The organism is Pseudodesulfovibrio mercurii, from assembly GCF_000189295.2.
GTDB classification, from domain to species: Bacteria; Desulfobacterota; Desulfovibrionia; order Desulfovibrionales; family Desulfovibrionaceae; genus Pseudodesulfovibrio; species Pseudodesulfovibrio mercurii.
On the sequence record NC_016803.1, the window covers coordinates 1,413,998 to 1,431,439 of the forward strand.

The window sequence follows — 17,442 nt, forward strand, 5'->3', positions numbered from 1 at the left end:
TCCTTAGCGCGGAGAGCCGCTGTTCGGGGCTGCGCCCCGAAGGCGCTCCAAAGAAGGGAAAAAAGCAAGGGCCTCGTCCGACACAACGTCGGACGAGGCCCTTGCTTTATTAGGACGCACCACAAAAACCTAGCAGCGCCTCGGGTGCGCAGCACCCGACAGCGGCTCTCTCCCCCGCGCTCGCACTAGGCTTTGATTCGCCCCGTCCTGGGGCTCACCCCTTCGGGGCGTTGCGGAAAGACCGCAACGTCCAAATCCGCTGTCCTGCGGATTTGTCGAGAGTGGGTCAGCTGTGCATTTTCTTCCGGCCGGGGCAACCGCAGCGTGCATCAGCTCTTAGGCCGAGCTTGCTCGGTCTTAGAGATGACGACAGCAGCGATAGCCGTCTACGTGAGGATTGGCGCGGCCGGAAAAATTGTGCAGATGGCCCGCTATCGGAAGCCGCTTACCGTCCCCAAAAACAAGCCCCGGCGTGGACGCCGGGGCTTTGCAACAACCAGATGGATGGAGAGAGGGTGTCACTTAATCCTTATCACCCAATAATCTTTCTCCTGTCGGAGTATTGATGACATCAGAAAGGGCTTCTACCACGGCGGGATCGAAGCGACCGGTCTCGCCGGACAGGATTTCCAGGGCCTGCTCCGGCCGCTGGGCGCTGCGGTAGGAGCGCGGCCGGATCATGGCGCAGAACACGTTCAGGACCGAGAGGATGCGGGCCAGGAGGATGATGTCGCCGCCCTTGAGCTTCTTGGGATAGCCCGAGCCGTCCAGGCGCTCGTTCATCTGGTAGATGGCGGTCAGCACGCCCTCGGCGATGTCGATGTCCTTGAGGATGCGGTAGGCGTATTCCACGTGCCCTTCCATGACGGCCATCTCCTCGGGGGTGAGCTTGCCCGGCTTGGTCAGGATCTCGTTGGGCACGAACATCTTGCCGATCTGGGACAGGTTGGCGGCGGTCTCGATCTCGGCGATGTCCATTTCGGACAGGTGCATGACCTTGGCCACCTCCACGGACAGCCCGGCCAGGAGCTTGGTATGGCCGCCCAGGTACGGGTCGGCGGCCTCGATGGTCGAGCCGAGGGCCTCCATGGCGTTCTTGATCAGCCGCTTGTTCTTCTCCTGGGCGGCCACGAACTCGGTCACGTCGCGATAGACCTCGACGATGCCCTGACAGACGCCGTCCGTGCCGCAGTACGGGGACTTGGAAACCTGGAACTGGTGGCGGCGGGAGCGGATGTAGATGGGCTCGCTGATGGTCATCTTGCGGTTCTCGCGGACCACCACCTCGTCGATGGACTCCAGCCGCTTGGCCGTGTCGAAACCGAACACGGCGGCGGTGTCCATGCCGAGGAGTTCCTCCCTGGGCCGTCCTGCGGCCTCGGCAAAGGCGTCGTTGACGTAGGTGAACTTGCCGAGCGGGTCCTTGAGCACGATGAATTCGTCGATGTTGGCGTTGATGGAGTCGATGAACAGCTTCTGCTCCTCGATCCGCGTGGCCAGGGCGCGGAACTGCTCGGCGATGCGCTGGCTCTGCACCCCGGTCAGAATCCACCAGGCCAGCCCGGCGATGAGCAGGGCTGTCAGGATGCCCAGCCCGGCCACGGTGTAGACCGTGCGCCGGAACTCGACCACGGGCCGCATGGCTTGGTCGTAGTCGATCTCCTGGACCAGCCACCAGGCCGGGCCCGGAATGCGCACGCCCAGGGAATAGACCCGGGCGTCGCCGTCCTCGATGCTCGGACGCAGGCCGAAGGGGATGTGCCCGTTCTCGCCGATCTCGATGGGGAAGGGCACGTCCAGGAAGCCGTCGGCGGTCCAGGGCGCGACCTCACGGTAGCCCGCCCCGCTCTTCTGCATGAGCCGGGTCTTCTCGCCCTTGGCGGCCAGGGGCGAGTTGGACAGCAGTTCGGTGATCTTGCCGGAAATCTGGCGGGTCATCATGAGCACGCCAACGGCCTTCTGGCCGGGGGTCTCGTCGGTGCCGCCCACGGCGTCGGGCGGGAAGACGGGCACGAAGATGTCCATCTCCAGCCCCTGGGCGGTCTTGCGCAGGGTGGAATACTGCGGCCCGTTGTCCCGGATGGCGGCCATGGCCAGGCCGGTCTGCTCCTGATTCATGGGCGGCAGGTACCCGTCCGTGGCGATGTAGGCCTCGCCCTTGCGGCTGAGGATGCGGGCGTTGAGGAAACCCGCGTAGGTGGAGAACTCGCGGAGCATGTTCTCCATCATGGGCAGCTGTTCGGCCAAGGTCGTCCCCTCCTCGCCTCCGGCCGCGCCGTCGGCATGCAGCCGCCCGAAGAGGTTGGACAGGTCGCCGGCAAAGGAGTCCACCTCCGAGGCGTAAAGCCGGAAGAGGTCGGACTTGATCAGCCGGTCGCCCTGGTGGGACAGGTTCTCGAGCCAGGAGCCGATGACCTCGGTGCGCCCCTGGGTCAGGAGCTGGAACCGCTTCTGCTGGTTCTCCAGCACCGCGGCCTCCTTGTCCCGCACCGTCCTGGCGGCGAGCAGGACAATGCCCGCCGAGATGACCAGCACGAAGGCCAGGACCACGCCGATCTTGACGCCCTGCCCGGCCCCGCCGATTGACTTGGGGACCGCTGCGGTCTTGGTAAGATGTTCAGCCATGTCGCTTCTCCATCTGGTTTGTGGCCACGCCCTTGACGGCGGGCCTTATTGCTTCGCCTTTTCGTAGGTGGTCCGCTTCTGCGGGGCCACGTGCATCCAGCGGTACTTCTCGTTGATCGAGTACTGCGGGATGTAATGCTTGTACTTCGTATGGGACAGGACCATGTCGGTCTGATTGTCGAGAATGTAGATGTCGTCCGTGGCGTAAACCGCCAGCACGGCGTGGCCGATGCCCCGGATGGCGTCCTTGACGGCCACGATGCGCAGCTGGTCGTCGGTGAAGCCAAGTTCCTGAAGGGCGTAGAACTTGGCGATGGAATAGTCCTCGCAGTCCCCCGACTTCTTGAGAAATTCCCAGGGCGTCTCCCAGTAGTCGCTGACGCCCCAATTGGCCATGTCCAAACGGTACGGCCACTTGTTGAAGAACCTGGTCACGGCCCGGAGGCGGTCCATCTCGGACTTGTCGCCGACCTGTGCCTTGAGGGTGTTCCAGGCCTTCTTGGAGGGATGGTCGTTGGTCCGGTCGTCCTTGAAGTACCCCTTCCAGGCCTTCATCTTGTCGAGCACGCGCGTCCACTTGGGCAGTTTCTGGATCTTGCCCTTGAACTCCAGGGTCCCGAACAGCTGGCGCTTGTCGGACTTACCCGTCGTGTGATTGGCCGGCGCGGGTTGGACCGCCGAGGGCACGGCGGTCGCGGGCCGGACCGCTTCGGGCCGGGCCGTGGCCGGGTCCGGCGTCGCCTGGGCCGCAACGGCTCTCGGGGACAGGACCAGGACCACGGCCAGACAGGCCGCGCAGAGCGCAACCATTGCCGCCGAGTATGTCCCCCGCATCGGCCTCATCCACGCCTCATCGTTCCCTGAGCGCGTTCTGTTTTGCCTTGAGCAGGGGCTTGAGCAGGTAGTCCAGGACCGACTTGCGGCCGGTCAGGATGTCCACGCTCGCGGTCATGCCCGGAATGATGGGCAGTTGCTGTCCCCGGTAGGTGATGGCGTTTTCCTTGGTGCGCACCTTGACCAGATAGTGGCTCTCGCCCTTCTCGTCCTCGATGGTGTCGGCCGAGATGTTCTCGACGATGCCGTCCAGGCCGCCGTAGATGGAGAAGTCGTAGGCCGTGATCTTGACCTTGGCCTTCTGGCCGGGGTGCAGGAAGGCGATGTCCGAGGGTTTGACCTCGGCCTCGACCAGCAGGGTGTCGTCCAGGGGCACGACCTCCATGATGGATTCGCCGGGCCGGATGACGCCGCCGATGGTGTTGACCATGATGTGCTTGACCACGCCGCGCACGGGCGAGCGCACGTCGGTGCGGGTCACGCGGTCGCCGCCGGAACTCAGGTTCTCCTGGATGGAGTTGAGTTCCTGCCTGCGGGAGTTGATCTCCTCCAGCGCGTCGGCCCGGTACTCGGCCCGGGCCTGGTCGATGCGCCCCTTGGCCTCCTTGGCGGCCCGCTGCACGCGGGGGATGCCCAGGGTCAGGGCCTGCATGTCGCCGCGCAGCTGAACCACGGTCTGCTCCAGGCGCAGGTAGTCGAGTTCGGAGTGGATGTGCTTCTCCACCAACGGCTTGGCGATGTTGCGCTGCTTCTCGGCCACGTCCAGGCTCTGGCGGAGCTGGTTGCGGCGGGCGACCATCTCGCTGACCTCCTGCTGGCGCTGCTGGTACTGGTCCTCGAGCAGGCCGATGTCGATGTTCAGCTTGTTGCGCTGGGCCACGAAGATGCGCCGCTGGTCCTCGACCAGCTGGGGCGCCTTCTTGACCACGTCGGGCGGGAAGTCCGGTTCGGCCGCGCCGTCCGCCTCGGCCTGGAGCCGGGCGATGGCCGCCTGGTGCTCCAGGGCCTTGCTCTGGGCGTCGCGGTAGTAACTGGCGGCCTGTTCGTTGGACAGGCGGCAGAGAATGTCGCCCTTCTCCACGGTCTGGCCCTCCTGGACGAACAGCTCGTTCATGATGCCGCCCTCCAGGTTCTGGATTTCCTGAATGCGCTGGGACGGGATGACCCGACCGAAGCCACGCGTGCGCTCGTCGAGCATGGCCAGCTTGGCCCAGACGATGAAGATGACGATCATCAGCAGGATGGCCGTGGACATGAGGTAGGCAAGCCGGTGGCCCTTGCCGTACATGGCCTGGTCCACCTCGCTCATGAACAGGAGCGTTTCTCTATCGAATTTCTTGCTCATCGCGACCTCACAGGGAAACCTTGATTTGACCGGTCCTGAGGCCGTCGAGCACGGCCTTCTTGGGCCCGTCCACAACTATCCTGCCCCGGTCCATGATGACCAGCCGGTCCACGAGATCGAGCATGGAATGGCGGTGGGTGATGACGATGAGCGTCTTGTCCTCGATATATTTCCGCAGCCGCTCCTTGAGGCGGAATTCCGACTGGTTGTCCATGTTGCTCGACGGCTCGTCCATGATCAGGATTTCCGGGTCGGGCAGGATGGCGCGGGCGATGGTCACGGCCTGGCGCTGGCCGCCGGACAGGGAGGTGCCGCGCTCGCCGACCATCAGGCCGAAGCCCGCCGGGTGGTCGCGAACGAAGTCGTTGACCCCGGCGATCTCGGCGGCCGCGTTGATGGACTGGTCGTCCGCCTCGGGCAGGCCGAAGGCGATGTTGTCCTTGAGGGTGCCGTAGAAGAGCAGGCTGTCCTGGGAGATGTAGCCCACCTTGCGGCGCAGGTCGGCCACGTCCATCTGGCGCAGGTCGATGTCGCCCACCTGGACCGAGCCCTTCACGGGCTGGTAGAGGCCCACGCAGAGCTTGCCCAGCGTGGTCTTGCCCGCGCCGGTGCGGCCCACGATGCCGACCTTCTCGCCCGGCTTGAGCTTGAGGTTGATGTCGTGGAGCACGGCCTTGTCCGTGCCGGGATAGCTGAAGGACACGTCGGTCAGGGTCACGGACGGCTCGATGACGCCGTAGTGGAAGGCCTCCTTGTCGTCGGGCCGCTCGGACGGCATCTCCATGAGCATGTCCAGGGCGTTCAGGGCCATGCGGGACTGCTGGAAACGGGAGAGCAGCCCGGCCACGGCGGACAGCGGGGCCATGGACCGGCCGGACAGGATGTTGCAGGCGATGAGCCCGCCCACGGTCAGTTCGCCCTTGGAGATGAGGTACACGCCGGTGATGACCACGGCCACGGAGACCATCTGGGTGACGAAGACCGAGAAGGTGATGGACACGTTGGCCATGGTCTTGGCGTGGCTGTTGGAGTGGGCGGACAGGCCGACCACGTTCTCCCAGCGGGCCTGGATGCGGCCCTCGGCCATGGAGGTCTTGATGGTCTCGAGCCCCTGGACGATCTCGAACAGGAGCGCGTACTTCTGGGTGGATTCCTTGTAGTGGTTCTCGATGATCCGCTGGAAGGGAATCTGCATGAACACGCCCACCAGGATGACCAGGGGCACGGCCACGAATATGGGATAGGCGATGGGTCCGCCGATGAAGTAGATGACGCAGATGAACAGGACCAGGAACGGCAGGTCGATGAGCGCCACCAGGGAGGACGAACCGAAGAACTCGCGCAGGGACTCGAACTCGCGGATGTTGTTGGCCACCGCGCCCGCCGACTCCGGCATGTAGTCGAGCCGGGCGGACATGAGGTGGTTCATGATCTTGGAGCCGATGAGCACGTCGGCGTTGCGCCCGGCCACGTCCACGAAATAGGAGCGCAGGTTCTTGAGCAGGAAGTCGAACAGGTAGGCGATGGCGATGCCGATGGCCAGGGCCCAGAGGGTGTCGGTGGCGTTGTTGGGGATGACCCGGTCGTACACGTTCATGACGAAAAGCGGCGAGGCGATGATGATGATGTTGGTCATGATCGAGGCGCCGATGACGTGCTTGTAGATGGGCCAGAACTTGGCGATGACGCCCCAGAACCAGCGCTTGGTCTTGAGCAGCCGGAGCTCGCTGGCCCGCTTGTCCAGCTTGGACTTGCGGTGACAGAAGATGGCGTACCCGGTGTACTCCTCCTCGAGCTTGGACAGCGGCATCTCGGTCTCGTCCATGCCGTGGCCCGGCACGATGACCCGGGCCGTGCTGCCGGTGGTGTCCAGAAGCACGCAGGCGTTGCCCCCGCGCAGGAGCAGGATGCACGGCATGACCAGCCGGGTGATGGACCGCAGCTTCTCGCGGTACACGGTCTTGGCGGTGATGCCGATGCGCTCGGCCGAACGGACGATGGCCGCGGCGGTGATGACCCCCTCCTGCTGGGGGATGCCCGCCTTGAGGGTGGCCGAGGAGACCGGCTTGCCGAGCAGACGGCTGATGATGGACAGGCAGATGACCAGGGGCGGCTGAAAATCGATGTCCTTGGGGGTCAACCGCTCGTCGGTCTCCACCCGGGCGGGCCGCTCCATGCCCGGCAACGGCGGCATGCCCGGCGGCATCTGCCCCTTGACCGGCTGGCCCGGCTGCGGCCGACCAGCCTGCGGAGCGCCCGGTTGCGCCTTGCCGGACGCGGCATCCCCTTCCGGGACGGGCGCGGACGCCGGTGCGGCCTGGGTCGCGGACGCGGCGGCCGACTGGGGTGCGGCCCCAGGTACGGCCTGAGACGCCGACTGAGGCGCGGGTCCGGCCGGTTTGGCCGTGCCGCCCGGCATGGGGCCGGTGTCCATGCGCGTGGTCCCGGCAACGGGCTTGCCGTCGTCGCCCCTGACGGGGACGGGACGGGACGCGCCGGGGGCGGGCCTGGGCCCGGTCTGATCGGGCGAGGCTTCGGACCCGGTCCTGCGGTCCGGGGCGGGCTTCGGGGCTGCTGGTGACGCTTTCTTCTCGGGTGGCATACGGTTCACTTGGCTGAGGATTGCCTGTGCGCGGACCGCGAAAACGGGTCCGCCGTCCAATACTTACAGTAGTAGTGTCACAATCTTTCCCGTGAGGCCTGTTTTGTCAAGCCTCAAATAGATCATTCCTTAGCGATCCCGCACGGTTCATCAATGCGTGCGGGGGAAATACCGGTCGGTGTCCGCGTCCTCAGGCGGAGACCGAAACCCCGATCTTGCCCAGGGCACGGCCCGACTCCCAGTAGCGGTGGGCCGAGGCGATGTCGCGGAAGTCGAAGCGGCGCTCGTCCAGAAGCACGGCCAGCTCGTCCGCGTCGGTGAGCGCGGCCACCTGGTCGAGGATCTCGCCGATCCGTTCGCGCCCCCTGCCGGTGATCAGCGGCAGGAGCATGAAGACCACGTGCAGGGACAGGCTCTTGGCGTGCAGCGGGCCGAGATCGTGGGAGGAGCGGGTGTTGGTGGAGACCACCCGGCCGCCCATGCGGGCCGCCTTGAAGGAGGCGTCCAGGACGGGGCCGCCCACGGTGTCGAAGACCGCGTCGAACCCCCGGCCCGCCGTGTGTTCGTCCACGTAGTCGTCCACGCTCGCGGTCGTGTAGTCGATGGGCGTGCCGCCCAGGGCCTCGACCACGGAGGCCTTGTCCGGTGAGGAGACCGTGGCGAAGACCTCGGCCCCGGCGTGGACCCCGAGCTGCACGGCCAGGTGCCCCACGCCCCCGGCCCCGCCCTGGACCAGGAGCCGTTCGCCCGTCTTGAGCCCGGCCTTGTCGAACAGGGCCAGCCAGGCGGTCACGGCCACCAGGGGCATGGCCCCGGCGTCGGTCAGGTCCATGCACCGGGGTGCGCGGGCCAGCAGGCGCTCGTCCCCGACCATGAACTCGGCCAGAGCGCCGGGCAATCCCCGGACACCGCCGGGGCAGCCGAACACGCGGTCGCCCAGGGCCAGACGGGTCACGCCGGGCCCCACACCCTCCACGGTGCCGGACACGTCCATGCCCAGCACGGCGGGCAGGTCGGGCGAGAAGGCCAGGGCCGAGCCCATGGTGGCGATCTTGTTGTCGATGGGGTTGAGGCTCGACCCGGCCACCCGGACCAGGACCTGGCCCGGACCGGGTTCGGGCACGGCTATGTCGGACTCGGCAAAGGCGTATTCCCTGCCGTATTCTTCAATCAGCATGGCTTTCATGGATGCTTCCTCCACTTTTTCCATCCTACCCGCATCGCGGCGGGCTGTACAGGGGAGGCGAGGCGGCAACCCGCGCGAAAAGGAGTGGACCAACGCGCGCGCCTGGGTCATCATCTCCGGATGGCACGCACACAACACGCACAAACCCTCCGCCAGCCCCCGGTCCTGCCCATGTCCCGCGAGGAGATGGACGCCCTGGGCTGGGAGGAACTGGACATTCTCCTGGTCTCGGGCGACGCCTACGTGGACCACCCCTCCTTCGGCGCCCCCCTGCTCGGGCGCTGGCTGGTCCGCCACGGCTTCCGCACGGGCATCTGCGCCCAGCCCGCCTGGGACCGGCCCGACGACCTCCTGCGCATGGGCCGCCCGAGGCTCTTCGCGGGCGTCACCGCCGGGTCCCTGGACTCCATGCTGGCCCACTACACGGCCTTCCGCAAGAAGCGGTCCGACGACGCCTACACCCCCGGCGGCCAGGCGGGCGCGCGGCCCAACCGGGCGTGCATCGCCTACACCAACGCGGTGCAGCGGGCCTTCCCCGGCCTGCCCGTGATCCTGGGCGGCATCGAGGCCTCGCTCCGGCGCGTGTCCCACTACGATTTCTGGTCCGACTCGGTGCGCAAGTCCGTGCTGCTCGATTCCAAGGCCACGGCTATCGCCTACGGCATGGCCGAAGACTCCATCGCCATTGTGGCGAAGACCATCGCGACCATCCTGGACGAGGTCGGCGAGGTGGACCTGCGCGCCCTCAGGCCCCAGCTGGTCGGGCTGCCGGGCCTGGCCGTGGCCGGGACCCGCGACGACATCCCGGAGGACGCCGAGGTCCTGGAGCTGCCCTCTCACGAGGCGATCCTGGCAGACCCCAAGGCGCTCATCGAGGCCACCCGGCTCATGGAGAAGCAGGTCCACCAGAACAAGGCCATGGCCGTGCAGGAGACCGACGGACGGCTGGTCCTGGTCTCCCCGCCCGGCCCCCTGCTCGACACGGCAGGCCTGGACGAACTGGCCGGGCTGCCCTTCACCCGGCTGCCCCACCCGTCCTACCGCCAGCGCATCCCGGCGGCGGAAATGATCCGGACGAGCGTGACCACCCACCGGGGCTGCTCGGGCGGCTGCTCCTTCTGCACCCTGGCCCTGCACCAGGGGCGGACCATCCGCTCGCGGAGCAAGGCGTCCATCCTGAAGGAGGTCCGGGCCATCACCGAGGTCAAAGGATGGACCGGGTCCATCTCGGACGTGGGCGGCCCCAGCGCGAACATGTGGGGTGCACACTGCGCCTCGGACCAGTCCGCCTGCGAGCGGGCCAGTTGCCTGACCCCGCGCATCTGCAAGCACTACCGCGTGGCCCAGCGGGACTTCGTCTCCCTGCTCCGGTCCGTGGCCGACGTGAACTCCGTGGAGCACGTGCGCGTGGCCTCGGGCTGGCGCATCGACCTGGCCGTGACCGACATGCAGGCCCTGACGACCATGATCCGCGAATTTGTGGGCGGCCAGGCCAAGGTCGCGCCCGAGCACCAGGTGGACCACGTCCTCAAGCTCATGCGCAAGCCCGGCTTCGAGACCTTCGAGACCTTCCTGGACCTGTTCGACAAGGAATCGAAAAAGGCGGGCAAGAAGCAGTACGTCATCCCCTACCTCATGTCCGCCTTCCCCGGCTGCACCGAGGAGGACATGCGCAGCCTGCGCCACTGGCTCGATGCGCGCGGCTGGAAGCCCGAGCAGGTCCAGTGCTTCATCCCCCTGCCCGGCACGGCCGCCGCGGCCATGTTCCACGCCGAGTGCGACATGCAGGGCAACCCCATCCACGTGGCCAAGACCGACGCGGAACGGCTGCGCCAGCACGCCATCCTCATGCCCGATACCGGACGGCCGCCGGGCAACGCGCCGCACCGGGACCGGGGACGGGGCCGGAGCCGGAAGCACCCCCGGAAATGACCCGGCACGGACACCGAAACGACACCGGCGGGGTCCGCAATATTGCAGATATGTATATCCCCGACGCCTGAATAACATATTTGTAATATTTTTCTTCCCTTTTCGTATGCGGGACCGCCCGGAAAGCCAAGCCCCGCGCCATATTTCGCGCATGGCATCGTGTTTGCTATTCATCAGCCATGCATGCGAATGTCCCCGGATTGAAACTGTCGGCCCTGCAGTCCATCTGCCAGGTCATCGACCAGGCCATGGACCTGCAATCGGCACTGGACGGCGTTCTGAAGATACTTTCGGAACAGCTGGCCATGCAGCGGGCCACGGTGACCCTCTTCGACCCCGAGACGGGCCAGCTGTCCATCAACGCCTCCTACGGCCTGACCGTGGAGGAGAAGCGGCGCGGCGTGTACCGGCTGGACGAGGGCGTCACCGGGCGCATCTTCCAGACCGGTGAACCCTACTACGTGCCGGACATCGACAAGGAACCGCTCTTCCTGGACAAGACCGGGTCGCGCCGGGTCAAGCGCGGCATGATCTCGTTCATCGGCGTGCCCATCATCCTCCACGGCGACCCCATCGGCGTGCTCAACGTGGACCGCCTGTTCGAGGACGAGATCAGCTTCGAGGAGGACATCGACTTCCTCAAGGTGGTGGCCACGCTCATCGGCCAGTTCCTCAGCCTGAACGAGAAGATCATGGCCAGGGAGGCCGCCCTGAAGCGCGAGAACACCTCCCTCAAGTACCAGATTTCCAAAAATTCCAAGGGCCCGTACATCGTGGGCCAGAGCTCGGCCATGGTCGAGGTGCAGCGCCAGATGGAGAAGGTCTCGCCCACCCGGGCCACGGTCCTGCTGCTCGGCGAATCCGGCGTGGGCAAGACGCTCATCGCCAAGATCATCCACGAGCTGTCCGAGCGCAAGGGCAACCCGTTCATCAAGGTCAACTGCGCGTCCATCCCCGGCAACCTGCTGGAATCCGAGCTGTTCGGCCACGAGAAGGGAGCCTTCACCGGGGCCACGGGCACCCGGCCCGGCCGCTTCGAGGAGGCGGACACCGGGACCATCTTCCTGGACGAGATCGGCGAACTGCCCATGGGGTTGCAGGCCAAGCTCCTGCGCGTGCTCCAGGACAAGGAACTGGAGCGGCTCGGCTCCAACCGGACCCGGACCATCGACGTGCGCATCCTGGCCGCCACCAACCGCGACCTGGGCCACCTGGTGGAGCGCGGCCGGTTCCGCCTGGACCTCTACTACCGGCTGAACGTCTTTCCCATCCGCGTGCCCCCCCTGCGCGAGCGCAAGGAGGACATCACCGGCCTGCTCAACCATTTCCTGCGCAAGATGGCCGAGGACTACGGGCGCAACATCCACCTGACCTCCACGGCCCTGGACGCGCTCATCCGCTACGACTGGCCCGGCAACGTCCGCGAGATGCAGAACCTCATCGAGCGGCTGGTGATCATGTCCGAGGAGGACCGCATCAGCCTGGAATTCGTCAAGTCCTACCTGGCGCCCGGCCAGTCGGCCGCGGTCCAGGAGGCCCTGCCCATCTCCGAGGACGCCCCGCGCCACACCTCCCTCAAGGAGTTCGAGCGCAACGAGGTCATGGCCGCCCTGGAGCGCAACGGCTGGGTCCAGTACAAGGCCGCCGAGGCCCTGGGGCTGTCCGCCCGCCAGATGGGCTACCGGGTCAAGAAGTACGGCCTGGAGTCCATGATCGCCGAGGGCCGGGCCCGAATCCGGCGGCTGAAGGACGGCCAGGCGTAAATTTTCGGCATACCTACCTCCACCCCATTCAAGATGCCCCTCGCCGGACGGTCCGGCGGGGGGCATCGGGTTTTCGGGGCTGCGCGCTTGCCTGCGGGCCCGGAGGACTTATCTTTTGGGGAGACGGAACGATCCGGCCCCATGGCCGGAAAGGAGGTTGCCAAGACCTATGTTACCGCCGCACGGTTCGACAGGAACCGCCTGAAAAACGATGAAGCGCTCCGCGAAAAGGCGGAGGGCGTGCAGCGCCATCTCGAGGAGATCGCGCTGGACGTCGGCCTGGACCCGTCCAGGAACGTCATCCGCGCCGAAGTGGGCGACGAGGTCCGCATCGGCATCAGCGAGGACATGGACGAGTACTACCGCGAAGCGCCCGGAAGCTGGCGTTTCTACTAGACGCCCGCCCGAACGCCATGAAAAAGGCCCCGCCGTCACCGGCGGGGCCTTGTCGTGTTATCAAAGTTCATTCCGGCAGGTTGTCGAGAAAGGTTCGAGTGCCAGGCGCAAAAAAAGGCAAGGCCGACGCGTACTTCCTGTACGCGAGGGTTTGACTTTTTTGAAGCAACGACGCAATCGGGCCTTTCTCGGCAACCTGAGGCCCCGCCGTCACCGGCGGGGCCTTGTCGTTGAGGTCGGAACGAATCGGCTATTCGAGAACGCCGAGGGTGCGCACCGAGGCGATCTTTTCCCAGTCGTAGTAGGTGTTGATGTTCAGGCCGTCCTTGACGCAGGTCACGCGGACGAATTCCTCGCCCAGGAACAGGGTCGCTCCCTCGTAGACCTCGCCCTCGTTGACCTGGATCTTGACGTCCTTGCGCAGCTTGCGGGACATGGTCCCCTGCACGGGTTTGGACGCGTATTCGAAAACCTTTTCCAATGTCGCCTTGTTCATGAGTTTTCCTCCATTCGGGTTCCAGGTTGCCGCGGGCCGGAAAGCCCGGCCCGGGAAAGACTGTCAAAGGTCGCGCCGGGCCGGTGCGGCCGTGCCGCACCCAAGGTCAATGCGGTCCGATGCCCCGCCGGAACGGGAGACCGGACCGTAGCGGCCCCGATCTAGCCACACCCGGCCCCGCCGCCCGCGCAACCCGAGCCGATGCCCGAGCGGCGGACCTTCAGGGCGTTGATGTCGCCGCCCTCGAAGACGAAGCGCAGGGCGTCCTCGATGAAGCCGTCCACGGTGTGGGCCTTGATGTCGTGTTCCTCGAGAACCAGGCGCGGGGTCTCGCCCACGGCGGCGCAGAGCACCGCCCGGCAATCCTTGAGCAGGGCGGCCAGGTCGGCCCAGCGCTGGGGGCCGCAGCCCGCCTGCGGGGCGGGACGCTCCTCGATGAGCCGGTAGCCGCCGGACTCGGACTCGCCCCAGATCTGGAAGGACTTGGCCTCGCCCAGGTGCTGGTTGACGAGCAGCCCCTCGCGGGAGGCCACGGCCACGAACGGGCGGGCCATGGTCACTTCCAGGGGCTTGAGCTTGGAGCAGGCCTGGAGCGTGCCGCACAGGGCCGAGGACTGGTCGTTGTCGAGCAGACCGACCGCGTCGGCGCGGCAGCGCTTGCAGTGGGTCATCTGCTCGATGAAGGGTCCGGCCTCCTTGCGCAGGGGCAGGACGGTCTCGCGGCCCGGCTCGGGAATCCCGGCGAACGGGGTGTCGGCCGTGGGCTTGAGCGGAATCATGTTCTGGATGTCGGCCCCGAGCGAGGCGCAGACCTTGGCCACCTCGACGAGATGGTGGTCGTTGATGCCGGGGATGACGATGGAGTTGATCTTGACCGTGATACCGCGCTCCTTGAGGCCCTTGATGGCCTTGAGCTGGCGGTCCAGGAGAATCTCCGCGCCCTTCTCGCCGTGGTAGACCACGTTGCCGTCCTTGACCCAGGCGTAGATCTGGGCCCCGATGGCCGGGTCCACGGCCGAGATGGTGATGGTCACGTGGGACACGCCGAGCTCGGCGATGTCGTCCAGGTACGGCAGGATGCCCATGCCGTTGGTGGACAGGCAGAAGATCAGCTCGGGGTGCTTCGCGTTCAGCAGGCGCATGGTCTCCAGGGTCTCGGCCGGGTTGGCGAAGGGATCGCCGGGTCCGGCGATGCCCGCCACGGTGATGCGCGGTTCCTTTTCCAGGACCTTTTCCATGTATTCGGCGGCCTGGAACGGCTTGAGCACGCCGGAGGTCACGCCGGGGCGGGACTCGTTCACGCAGTCGTACTTGCGGTTGCAGTAGTTGCACTGGATGTTGCACTTGGGCGCCACGGGCAGGTGCACGCGGCCGCAGCTTCCGGCGCTCTTCTTGTTGAAACAGGGGTGCTTGGTGGTATCCTTGGACATGTCGTTCTCCTGTGGTCGCTCCGGCGGCCGGGCTCTGGGCGCCCGCCCGCCGCGACAGTGCTGCGTTCCGTTTAGATATATCCGTAGCCGATGGGCGAATCGGCCTGCTTCTTCTCGATGATCGCGTTGACCACCCGGTCGAACAGGGCCTGGGTGCCCTTGTAGCCGAGGGTCAGGGTGCGCTGGCCGCCGAAGCGGTCGTGGATGGGGAAGCCCACGCGGACCAGGGGCACGTTCCACGCCTTGGCGTAGCGATAGCCCTTGGAGTGGCCCACCAGCAGGTCCGGGGCCAGTTCCTCGGCCTCGGCCGCGATGTCGTGGAAGTCCACGGCCTCGCGCACCTGCGGGGCGATGCGGGCCACGCCGTCGGTGACCTTGGCGATGGCCTCCTCCAGCCCCTTGTTGCGCGCGCCGGTGCCGGCCAGGACCACGTCCACGCCGATCTCGGCCAGGAAGGCGCACAGGCCGACGACCAGGTCCTCCTCGCCGTAGACCACGGCGCGCTTGCCGAAGATGTACTTGTGGCCGTCCACGTAGGCGTCCACCAGACGGCCGCGCTCCAGCTCGTAGCGGCGCGGCATGGGCTTGCCGGAGATGTCCTCCAGGGCCTCGAAGAAACGGTCGGACTCGCGCAACCCCATGGGCAGGCCGAGGCGGTGGTTGGGCACGCCGAAGCGCTCCTCCAGGCTGGTGCCGCCGGTCTTGGCGGGCAGGCAGCGGCCGAACTCGATGGTCGCGCTGGAGCCGCTCATGGTCTTGATGTCCCGGATGGGCGTGCCGCCCTCGGGAATCTTGACGTAGTCCTCCAGCGCCGGGCCATCCAGGGTCTCGGAGATGTCCGGGAGGATGGTCGCCTCGATGCCGAAATGGTCGCAGATGTCGCGCAGGTGGCGGACGTCCTCGCAGGAGACCAGGCTGGGCAGGATGTTCACCCGGCCGGTGGGCGGGGTCTCCTCCAGGCAGAGCTGCTCGACCATGGAGCGGACCGCGCCGTGCCAGCCGTCCATGTGCGTGCCGTTGTAGCTGGGGGTCGAGACCCGGACCAGCTCTGGCAGGTCGAGATCACCGAATTCCTTGTAAAACTCGCCGAAGTACATGGGCACGTCGTCGCCGATGGTCTCGGTCAGGCAGGTGGTCGCCACGCCGATGAGCTGCGGCTCGTACTTCTTCATGACGTTGAGGATGCCCTTCTTCAGGTTCGGGCCGCCGCCATAGATGGCGTTCTTCTCGCCCAGCGCCGAGGAGGCGATGTCCACGGGCTCGCGAAAGTGGGAGATGATGTACCGGCGCATGTAGGTGGCGCAGCCCTGGGAGCCGTGCAGGAAGGGAATGGCCCCCTCCACGCCCCGGAAGGCCAGGGAGGCCCCGAGCGGCGTGCACAGCTTGCAGGCATTGGTGGTGGAGACGAAGTTCGGCTTCACGGTCTTGACCTTACTCATTGACGGCCTCCTTGCGGGCTGCCTTGACGCGGTTGGCGCGCCTCGGGGCGAACTGCCAGACGGGGGACATGACCGAGGAGTGGATCTCGCGGGCGAAGTTGAGCATGCCGCGGAACCCTTCCAGGGCTTCCTTGCGCTCGTGGTTGTGGTCGCAGAAGCCCACGCCCAGCTTGTAGGCGATGGGCCGTTCCTTGACCCCGCCCACAAACACGTCCACGTCCTTCTCCTTGATGAAGTGGGAGAGTTCCAGGGGGTTGGCGTCGTCGATGATGACCGTGCCGGGATCGGTGATCTCGGCCAGTTCGGCGTAGTCCTCCTTGGTGCCGGTCTGGGAGCCGACGACCACGACCTTCATGCCCAGGTGGCGGAAGGCCTTGACCAGGGAGAAGGCCTTGAAGGAGCCGCCCACGTACATGGCGACCTTCTTGCCCTCCAGATCCTTGCGGTAGCGGGCCAGCTCGGGCATGAGCTTCTGCAGCTCCTCGCGGACCAGGGCCTGGGTCCGCTCCACGATGCCGGGGTCCTTGTCCTTGAAGAAGTCGGCCACTTGGTACAGGGAGTCGGCCATATCCTCGATGCCGAGGTAGGAGACGCGCTTGAACGGGGTGCCGAACTCCTCCTGCATCATCTTGGCCAGGTCCAGGGTGGCTCCGGAGCACTGGACTAGGTTCAGGGCCGCGCCGTGGCAGCGGGCGATGTCGGCCACGCGGCCGTCGCCGGTGATGTTGGCCACCACCTGCACGCCCATGCGCTCGAAGTACTCGCGAATGATCCAGATCTCGCCGGCCAGGTTGAAGTCGCCGAGAATATTGATGGAAACCGGAGAAATGTCGGAGGTGTCGCCCTTGCCGATGAGCCGGAACATGGCCTTGCACGCGGCCAGGTACCCGGCGCGCTTGTTGCCCTTGAACCCCTCGGACATGACCGGCAGCACCGGGATGCCCTTCTTCTCGCTCATCTTGCGGCAGACCGCCTCCAGGTCGTCGCCGATGAGCCCCACGATGCAGGTGGAGTAGACAAAGGCGGCCTTGGGGGAGTGCCTGTCGATGAGTTCGTCCAGGGCGGCTTCGAGCTTTTTCTCGCCGCCGAAGATGACGTCCGTCTCCTGGAGATCCGTGGAAAAGGACAGCCGGTGGAGTTCCGGGCCGCTGGACAGCGAGCCGCGGATGTCCCAGGTGTAGACCGCGCAGCCGATGGGCCCGTGCACCAGGTGCAGGGCGTCGGCGATGGGATAGAGGACCACGCGGGAACCGCAGAACACGCAGGCGCGCTGGCTGACGGCGCCCGCCAGGGATTCGCGGTTGCAGGCGATGTCGATGGCGCCTTCGCCGGTGCGGTGGATCTGGTCCCGTCTTTCCTCGAGGATGGTCGAACTGGTCGTACGCATTTTACTT

General features: G+C 66.3%; 12 protein-coding genes. 3 read left to right on the forward strand and 9 right to left on the reverse strand.

The window, feature by feature from the left end:
* Positions 1-522 precede the first annotated feature (522 nt).
* The 5 genes from DND132_RS06505 to DND132_RS06525 all read right to left on the reverse strand — a co-directional run bounded on the left by DND132_RS06505 (position 523) and on the right by DND132_RS06525 (position 8,592).
* Positions 523-2,625, reverse strand: coding sequence for an HD domain-containing phosphohydrolase (locus DND132_RS06505; RefSeq protein WP_014321916.1), 2,103 nt, complete (start codon positions 2,623-2,625; stop codon positions 523-525).
* Between the two features lie 45 nt (positions 2,626-2,670).
* Positions 2,671-3,435 carry a transglutaminase-like cysteine peptidase gene (locus DND132_RS06510; protein WP_148266956.1) on the reverse strand — a complete coding sequence of 255 codons (765 nt, stop codon included), beginning with the start codon at positions 3,433-3,435 and terminating at the stop codon, positions 2,671-2,673.
* Between the two features lie 40 nt (positions 3,436-3,475).
* Positions 3,476-4,804, reverse strand: a complete 1,329-nt coding sequence (locus tag DND132_RS06515) for an HlyD family type I secretion periplasmic adaptor subunit (protein WP_014321918.1) — start codon at positions 4,802-4,804, stop codon at positions 3,476-3,478.
* 7 nt (positions 4,805-4,811) lie between these two features.
* On the reverse strand, positions 4,812-7,010 hold the full coding sequence (locus DND132_RS06520; RefSeq protein WP_014321919.1) for a type I secretion system permease/ATPase: 2,199 nt from the start codon (positions 7,008-7,010) through the stop codon (positions 4,812-4,814).
* A gap of 586 nt (positions 7,011-7,596) precedes the next feature.
* Positions 7,597-8,592 (reverse strand): zinc-dependent alcohol dehydrogenase family protein, encoded by a 996-nt coding sequence (locus tag DND132_RS06525; protein WP_014321920.1) that lies wholly within the window; start codon positions 8,590-8,592, stop codon positions 7,597-7,599.
* Between the two features lie 120 nt (positions 8,593-8,712).
* Here DND132_RS06525 and DND132_RS06530 point away from each other — a divergent pair, with 120 nt between their 5' ends.
* From DND132_RS06530 to DND132_RS06540, 3 genes are all read left to right on the forward strand, one after another.
* A complete protein-coding gene (locus DND132_RS06530) occupies positions 8,713-10,524 on the forward strand; it encodes a YgiQ family radical SAM protein (protein ID WP_014321921.1) in 1,812 nt (603 codons plus the stop codon).
* Between the two features lie 179 nt (positions 10,525-10,703).
* A complete protein-coding gene (locus tag DND132_RS06535; protein ID WP_014321922.1) occupies positions 10,704-12,287 on the forward strand; it encodes a sigma-54-dependent Fis family transcriptional regulator in 1,584 nt (527 codons plus the stop codon).
* A gap of 141 nt (positions 12,288-12,428) precedes the next feature.
* Positions 12,429-12,683: a hypothetical protein gene (locus DND132_RS06540; RefSeq protein WP_014321923.1), complete on the forward strand. Its 255-nt coding sequence runs from the start codon at positions 12,429-12,431 to the stop codon at positions 12,681-12,683.
* A gap of 250 nt (positions 12,684-12,933) precedes the next feature.
* Here DND132_RS06540 and DND132_RS06545 read toward each other — a convergent pair whose 3' ends face one another.
* The 4 genes from DND132_RS06545 to nifE form a co-directional block, all read right to left on the reverse strand.
* The gene (locus DND132_RS06545) at positions 12,934-13,179 is read right to left on the reverse strand and encodes a hypothetical protein (protein ID WP_014321924.1); all 246 of its coding nucleotides are present in this window, start codon (positions 13,177-13,179) and stop codon (positions 12,934-12,936) included.
* A 161-nt stretch (positions 13,180-13,340) separates the two neighbouring features.
* Positions 13,341-14,609 (reverse strand): radical SAM protein, encoded by a 1,269-nt coding sequence (locus DND132_RS06550; RefSeq protein WP_014321925.1) that lies wholly within the window; start codon positions 14,607-14,609, stop codon positions 13,341-13,343.
* 71 nt (positions 14,610-14,680) lie between these two features.
* A complete protein-coding gene (locus tag DND132_RS06555; RefSeq protein WP_014321926.1) occupies positions 14,681-16,048 on the reverse strand; it encodes a nitrogenase component 1 in 1,368 nt (455 codons plus the stop codon).
* On the reverse strand, positions 16,041-17,435 hold the full coding sequence (nifE, locus tag DND132_RS06560) for a nitrogenase iron-molybdenum cofactor biosynthesis protein NifE (protein ID WP_014321927.1): 1,395 nt from the start codon (positions 17,433-17,435) through the stop codon (positions 16,041-16,043). The genes DND132_RS06555 and nifE overlap by 8 nt, the downstream gene beginning before the upstream one ends.
* Positions 17,436-17,442 lie beyond the last annotated feature (7 nt).

Coding starts and splice junctions, on each gene's coding strand:
- DND132_RS06505 (WP_014321916.1), bottom strand. CDS start 2,625: ATGGCTGAACATCTTACCAAGACCGCAGCGGTCCCCAAGTCAATCGGC.
- DND132_RS06510 (WP_148266956.1), bottom strand. CDS start 3,435: ATGGTTGCGCTCTGCGCGGCCTGTCTGGCCGTGGTCCTGGTCCTGTCC.
- DND132_RS06515 (WP_014321918.1), bottom strand. CDS start 4,804: ATGAGCAAGAAATTCGATAGAGAAACGCTCCTGTTCATGAGCGAGGTG.
- DND132_RS06520 (WP_014321919.1), bottom strand. CDS start 7,010: ATGCCGCCGGGCATGCCGCCGTTGCCGGGCATGGAGCGGCCCGCCCGG.
- DND132_RS06525 (WP_014321920.1), bottom strand. CDS start 8,592: ATGAAAGCCATGCTGATTGAAGAATACGGCAGGGAATACGCCTTTGCC.
- DND132_RS06530 (WP_014321921.1), top strand. CDS start 8,713: ATGGCACGCACACAACACGCACAAACCCTCCGCCAGCCCCCGGTCCTG.
- DND132_RS06535 (WP_014321922.1), top strand. CDS start 10,704: ATGCATGCGAATGTCCCCGGATTGAAACTGTCGGCCCTGCAGTCCATC.
- DND132_RS06540 (WP_014321923.1), top strand. CDS start 12,429: ATGGCCGGAAAGGAGGTTGCCAAGACCTATGTTACCGCCGCACGGTTC.
- DND132_RS06545 (WP_014321924.1), bottom strand. CDS start 13,179: ATGAACAAGGCGACATTGGAAAAGGTTTTCGAATACGCGTCCAAACCC.
- DND132_RS06550 (WP_014321925.1), bottom strand. CDS start 14,609: ATGTCCAAGGATACCACCAAGCACCCCTGTTTCAACAAGAAGAGCGCC.
- DND132_RS06555 (WP_014321926.1), bottom strand. CDS start 16,048: ATGAGTAAGGTCAAGACCGTGAAGCCGAACTTCGTCTCCACCACCAAT.
- nifE (WP_014321927.1), bottom strand. CDS start 17,435: ATGCGTACGACCAGTTCGACCATCCTCGAGGAAAGACGGGACCAGATC.